The organism is Mycobacterium sp. (genome assembly GCF_049281135.1).
GTDB lineage: Bacteria > Actinomycetota > Actinomycetes > Mycobacteriales > Mycobacteriaceae > Mycobacterium.
Window position 1 is genome coordinate 1 of record NZ_JBAPRN010000359.1, and the last position, 6,238, is coordinate 6,238.

The window sequence follows — 6,238 nt, forward strand, 5'->3', positions numbered from 1 at the left end:
TCGATGCGGTGCTCAACGCGGTGGTGATCCGCTGGTTCGACCACGCGCGTGATACTGCCCGAGCTGCGCTGCCCGACGGGCCATTTCGCGGCGTGCCCTTCCTCATCAAGGACCTGTTCGCCGGATACGCCGGCCAGCGCATCACCAACGGCAACCTCGCCCTGAAAAACGCGTCGGTGGTCTCGGACGCCGACACCACGCTGGTCAGCCGCTTCCGAGACGCCGGCCTGGTGACCGCCGGCCGGACCAACAGCCCCGAACTCGGCAGTGTCCCGACCACCGAGCCGATCGCATGGGGCGCGACCCACAACCCGTGGGACCTCAACCGGTCGCCCGGCGGCTCGAGCGGCGGTTCAGCCGCCGCGGTCGCCAGCGGCATGGTCCCGTTCGCGCATGCCAGCGACGGCGGCGGCTCGATCCGCATCCCCGCGTCGTGCTGTGGACTGGTCGGCCTGAAGCCCAGCCAGGGCCGGATCTCGCTCGGCCCGATCCGGGACGAAACGGCGCTGTCGGTCGAGCTGTGCGTGAGCCGCACGGTACGTGATACCGCAACGCTTCTCGACACGGTCCGCGGGCCCGGCATCGGTGACACGGTCATCGCGCGGCTTCCGGCCCGCCGCTACGTCCTCGAGCTCGGCGCGGACCCCGGCCGGCTGCGGATCGGCCTGCTCGACCACCATCCGCAGGGTGGCGCCGTCGCACCCGAGTGCGCGGCCGCTGCCCGCTCGGTCGCGACGCTGCTCGAATCGCTCGGCCACACCGTCGAACCGGCATGGCCCGCAGCCCTGGCCGATACGTCGCTGCGTTTGCACTTCGCCGCGCTCTGGAGCACGAACATGGGCGTCGGGCTTCGGCGATTCGAAGAACAGGTCGGAAGACCGCTTACCGCAGATGAATTCGAACCGATGAACCGCGTGCAGGCCGAGATCGCCGCACATATCACCGCGGTCGACTATGCGCTGGCATTCTCGGCTGCCACGCACTTCCGCCGTGCGTTGCAGGCGTGGTGGACCGATGGCTGGGACCTGCTGCTGACGCCGACGGTCGCCGAGCTCCCGCTGCCGCTGGGCGTCATCGCCAACAACCCCGACAATCCGTTGGAAGTGATGGAACGCGCGTTCGAGTTCATTCCCTTTACGCCGCCCTTCAACATGAGCGGTCAGCCCGCGATCAATGTGCCGGTCGAGTGGACCGACACCGGGCTGCCGGTCGGCGTGCAACTGGTAGCCGCCTACGGTCGCGAGGATGTTCTGCTCCGGGTGGCCAGCCAGCTGGAAACCGCCAGGCCGTGGGCGCACCGCACCCCGGACGTCGGTCGCTGACCCTATACGTGGCCGAGCTTGCTGACGATGTCCTTCGCCGGCCCGGTCTGTGCCTGCCGGTACGCCGTCCCTGCCCACAGATTGGTGCCGTGCGGGTCTTCCAACTCGACCGCGGCCCTGCGGATCGGCGAGGTCATCTGGTTGACCTCGGGATAGCCCAGCGGCGCTATGTGGTCGAGCATCCGGGTGAAATCGTTCGCCAGACCGCGGGCATACCGGCCCGAAAACGCCCGGGTGACAACGGTCGTGTCGAATTGCGGATGCCCGAGCGCCGAGCGGTGCGCGGCGTTGGTGCCGGCCTCATCAGAGAGCAGCAGCGCGGTCCCGATCTGGGCGGCCACCGCTCCCCTGCGCAACACTCCCTCGACATCCTCGGTGCTGCCCAGGCCACCGGCCGCGATCAGCGGAACGTCATGGGCCCTGCCGATGCGGCGCAACAGTTCAGTCAGCGGTTCGGTACCGGGACTCATGTCCGGCGCGAACGTGCCACGGTGCCCGCCAGCGTCGGGCCCCTGAACAACCAAGCCGTCCGCTCCGGCGGCAAGCGCCACGCCCGCCTCATACGCCGAGGTCACCGTGACGAAGAGCAGCATTCCCCGCGCGCCGAACCAGCGCAGCACATCCGGTGACGGAGCGCCGAAGGTGAACGACACCAATTCGGGCCGGAGGTCGGCCACCACCTCGAGTTTCTGCTGCCACCCGTCGTCATCACCGAAATTCGGGAAGCCGATCTCGACGTCGTAATGCTCAGCCAGCTCGTCGAGAGCCTCCGCGTAATAGTCGAGTTGGTGCATGTCGGCGACGCTGGGCTGGGGCACGAAAAGGTTGACACCGATCGGGCCGGTGGTCGCGGCGCGCGCCGCCACGATGTCATTGGCCAACCGGTCTGGGCTGATGTAGCCACCCGCCAGAAAGCCGAGGCCGCCCGCGTTGGACACCGCCGCCGCCAAGGCAGGCGTACCCGGGCCGCCCGCCATCGGCGCTCCCACGATCGGCACGTCGAGATCCCAGAAGCCCAGTACCATCGCGCTACCCCGTCATTTTCCGAAGTTGTTGCGGCAGGGACTTTTTTGATTGATGAGGCCCGAGAACGGCTGCGCCATAAGGTCTACCGAGGAGTTGGCGCGCCACGACGTTGACCTCGTCCAGGGTGACCTCATCGAGCTCCTGCAGCGTCCGGTCGATACTTCGGTGTTCAGCGTAGTTGAGTTCGCCCCGGCCGATGCGGTGCATCCGGGAACTGGAGTCCTCCAGGCCGAGCACCAGCCCACCCCGCAGTGAACCCTTGGCGATCCGGCATTCCGACTCGGTGATGCCGTCGCGCGCCACCTCCTCCAGCACGTCGGCGGCCACCCGGGTCACTTCGGCAAAACGCTCGGGCAGACACGCCGCGTACACCGACAACGCACCGGCGTCGGAGAACGTGTCCAGCGACGAATAGACCGAGTAGGCCAGCCCGCGGGACTCCCGGACCTGTTGGAACAGGCGGGAACTCAAGCCGCCGCCGAGCGTGGTGTTCAGCACCGACAGCGCCCAACGATGTTTCCAGTGCCGACCCGGGGTGCGCACCCCGAGGAAGACATGGGTCTGCTCGGCGTCCCGGTTGGCCACCGTCAACCGTGGGCGACCGGTGACCCGGCCGGCGCCTTTGCGCGGCGCGATCGCGTGGCGGCCCCGGACCAATCGCGGCCCGAAGTGCTCGCGCACCAAAGTCACCACTTCGTCATGGTCGATGTTGCCGGCCACCGCGACGACCATCCGTTCAGGCGTGTAGCGCCGCTGGTGAAACGAATGCAGCTGGGCGCGCGTCATCGACGACACCGATTGCACGCTGCCGATCACCGGACGACCTACCGGATGATCGCCGAACAGTGCCGCCAGGAACTGGTCGGCCAACGCGTCCTCGGGGTCGTCGTCGCGCATGGCGATCTCCTCGAGGACGACGGCGCGTTCCAGCTCGACGTCTTCGGAGGCGCAGCGCCCATTGAGCACCACGTCGCTGACCAGGTCGACGGCCAGCGCAAGATCACCGTCGAGCACGTGCGCGTAGTAGCAGGTGTGCTCCTTGGCGGTGAAGGCGTTCAGCTCACCGCCGACCGCGTCCACCGCCTGCGCGATATCGACAGCCGTGCGCGTCGGAGTGGACTTGAACAGCAGATGCTCCAAGAAGTGCGCAGCACCGGCCACCGAGGCACCCTCGTCGCGCGATCCCACGCCCACCCACACCCCGACCGAGGCCGAGCGCACCCCGGGCAGGTATTCGGTGACTACCCGCAATCCACCGGGCAGCGTGGTGCGCCGAAACGCCGCGGACGGCTCAGAAGTGCGCCGGCCGCGGCGCAGCGGCTGCGTCCCTGAGCTAACTGCTGGCCGTCGCGGCATCGGCAGGCGCGGTCTCCGGGCTGGCGGCAGGTTCGCCGTCGCCGGATGGTCCGGCGTCTTCGTCCACAAGCACCAGGGAGATCTTGCCCCGCTTGTCGATGTCGGCGATCTCGACGCGAAGCTTGTCGCCGACGTTCACGACGTCTTCGACCTTCGCGATCCGCTTTCCCCTACCGAGTTTGGAGATGTGCACCAGCCCGTCGCGGCCCGGAAGCAGCGACACGAACGCACCGAAATCGGTGGTCTTGACCACGGTTCCGAGGAACCGCTCGCCGGTCTTGGGCAGCTGCGGGTTGGCAATCGCATTGATCTTGTCGATCGCGGCTTGTGCCGCCTCGCCGTTGCTGGCGCCGACGAACACCGTGCCGTCGTCCTCGATGGAGATCTGCGCGCCGGTCTCCTCGGTGATCGAGTTGATCATCTTGCCCTTGGGCCCGATGACCTCGCCGATCTTGTCGATGGGCACCTTGATCGTGGTGATCCGAGGCGCGTACGGGCTCATCTCGTCCGGCTCGTCGATGGCCTCGGCCATCACTTCCAGGATGGTGATCCGGGCGTCCTTGGCTTGAGCCAGCGCGCCGGCCAGCACCTGCGACGGGATGCCGTCGAGCTTGGTGTCCAACTGAAGGGCGGTGACGAAGTCCTTGGTACCCGCACATTTGAAGTCCATGTCACCGAACGCGTCTTCGGCGCCCAGGATGTCGGTCAGCGTGACGAAGCGGCGCTCACTGCCACCGCCTTCCACCTCGACGTCGTCGGACACCAGGCCCATCGCGATACCCGCGACCGGCGCCTTGAGCGGCACACCGGCGTTCAGCAGCGACAGAGTCGAGGCACACACCGAGCCCATCGAGGTAGAACCGTTGGAGCTCAACGCTTCCGAGACCTGCCGGATCGCGTATGGGAACTCTTCGATGCTGGGCAGCACCGGCACCAGGGCCCGCTCCGCGAGCGCGCCGTGGCCGATCTCGCGCCGCTTCGGCGAACCGACACGGCCGGTCTCACCGGTGGAGAACGGCGGGAAGTTGTAGTGGTGCATGTAGCGCTTGGACGTTTCCGGCCCGAGCGAGTCGATCTGCTGCGCCATCTTGACCATGTCGAGGGTGGTGACCCCCATGATCTGGGTCTCGCCACGCTCGAACAGCGCACTGCCGTGGGCCCGCGGGATGACGGCGACCTCGGCCGACAGCGCCCGGATGTCGGTGATGCCACGCCCGTCGATGCGGAAGTGGTCGGTCAGGATGCGCTGGCGGACCAGCTTCTTGGTCAGCGAGCGGAACGCGGCGCCGATCTCCTTCTCGCGTCCCTCGTAAGTCTCGGCGAGGCGGTCGAGCACCTCGGCCTTGATCTCGTCGGTGCGACCGTCGCGCTCTTCCTTGCCCGCGATGGTGAGCGCCTTGGAGAGCTCCTCAGTGGCCACCGAGGACACCGCGTAGAAGACGTCGTCCTGGTAGTCGGGGAACAGCGGGTAGTCGGCAGTCTCCTTGCCGGCGGCGTCGTGGAGCTCCTGCTGGGCCTTGCACAGCGCGGCGATGAACGGCTTGGCGGCTTCCAGCCCCTCGGCCACGACGCTCTCGGTGGGCGCACCCGCGCCGCCCGCGACGAGCTCGATGACGTTGTCGGTGGCCTCGGCCTCCACCATCATGATCGCAACATCATCAGCCGTCTTGCGGCCCGCGACGACCATGTCGAACACGGCGTTCTCGAGCTGCTCGACGGTCGGGAACGCGACCCACTGGCCGTCGATGAGCGCGACGCGCACACCGCCGACGGGGCCGGAGAACGGCAGACCCGAGATCTGGGTCGACGCGGACGCGGCATTGATCGCCAGCACGTCGTACAGATCCTTGGGATCCAGGCTCAGGATGGTGACGACGACCTGGATCTCGTTGCGCAGACCGGACACGAAGGTCGGCCGCAGCGGACGGTCGATCAGGCGGCAAGTCAGGATCGCGTCAGTGGAGGGACGGCCCTCGCGGCGGAAGAACGAACCGGGGATGCGTCCCGCGGCATACATCCGCTCTTCGACGTCGATCGTCAGCGGGAAGAAGTCGAAGTGGTCCTTCGGTGACTTGCTGGCCGTGGTGGCCGACAAGAGCATGGTCTCGTCGTCGAGGTAGGCAACGACGGAGCCGGCGGCCTGCTTGGCCAGCCGACCGGTCTCGAAACGAATAGTGCGGGTACCGAAGCTCCCGTTGTCAATGATGGCGGTCGTCTCAAACACGCCTTCGTCAATTTCAGCTACAGACATGTGCGTCCGTGCAGCCTCTCTGGATTTGTTCAGCTATTTCGCGCAGGCACGCGCAACCCGGAGGGTTCCAGGACAACTTGACGGATGCAGAGTCTGGATGCGGCTACGGCCATCGATCGAAGCGGCCGACCTACCCCAATCCGGGGAGCTCGGCAGCCACTACCGAAGACCGCGCGATACAGACTTGTCTTCCTTCGACGTCCTGTTGTGCCTCGCTGGAACGGTGCGCGCGGATCGCGCGCGCCGTACCTCGCTCGGGCCGATGGGCCCAGAACGACCTTGA

At 67.2% G+C, this 6,238-nt stretch carries 4 protein-coding genes; 1 reads left to right on the top strand and 3 read right to left on the bottom strand.

Annotation, left to right across the window (positions count from 1 at the left end; all coding sequences use genetic code 11):
* Nucleotides 1-1,322 (top strand): amidase (locus tag WAN02_RS14410; RefSeq protein WP_422264880.1); only part of this gene is annotated, 1,322 nt, incomplete at its 5' end.
* 2 nt (nt 1,323-1,324) lie between these two features.
* Here WAN02_RS14410 and WAN02_RS14415 read toward each other — a convergent pair.
* Genes WAN02_RS14415 through WAN02_RS14425 form a run of 3 tightly spaced genes read right to left on the bottom strand, consistent with a single transcriptional unit; the run spans nt 1,325 to nt 5,955 of the window.
* Entirely contained in the window at nt 1,325-2,347 is a 1,023-nt protein-coding gene (locus WAN02_RS14415; protein WP_422264881.1) for a nitronate monooxygenase, read from the bottom strand.
* A 4-nt stretch (nt 2,348-2,351) separates the two neighbouring features.
* Nucleotides 2,352-3,704 carry a M16 family metallopeptidase gene (locus WAN02_RS14420; RefSeq protein WP_422264882.1) on the bottom strand — a complete coding sequence of 451 codons (1,353 nt, stop codon included), beginning with the start codon at nt 3,702-3,704 and terminating at the stop codon, nt 2,352-2,354.
* On the bottom strand, nt 3,682-5,955 hold the full coding sequence (locus tag WAN02_RS14425; RefSeq protein ID WP_422264883.1) for a polyribonucleotide nucleotidyltransferase: 2,274 nt from the start codon (nt 5,953-5,955) through the stop codon (nt 3,682-3,684). Before WAN02_RS14425 ends, WAN02_RS14420 begins: the two co-directional genes overlap by 23 nt.
* Between the last annotated feature and the right edge of the window lie 283 nt (nt 5,956-6,238).

Bases quoted from the DNA above. Each gene is read 5' to 3' on its own strand.
- WAN02_RS14415 (WP_422264881.1), bottom strand. From the start codon at position 2,347: ATGGTACTGGGCTTCTGGGATCTCGACGTGCCGATCGTGGGAGCGCCG.
- WAN02_RS14420 (WP_422264882.1), bottom strand. From the start codon at position 3,704: ATGCCGCGACGGCCAGCAGTTAGCTCAGGGACGCAGCCGCTGCGCCGC.
- WAN02_RS14425 (WP_422264883.1), bottom strand. From the start codon at position 5,955: ATGTCTGTAGCTGAAATTGACGAAGGCGTGTTTGAGACGACCGCCATC.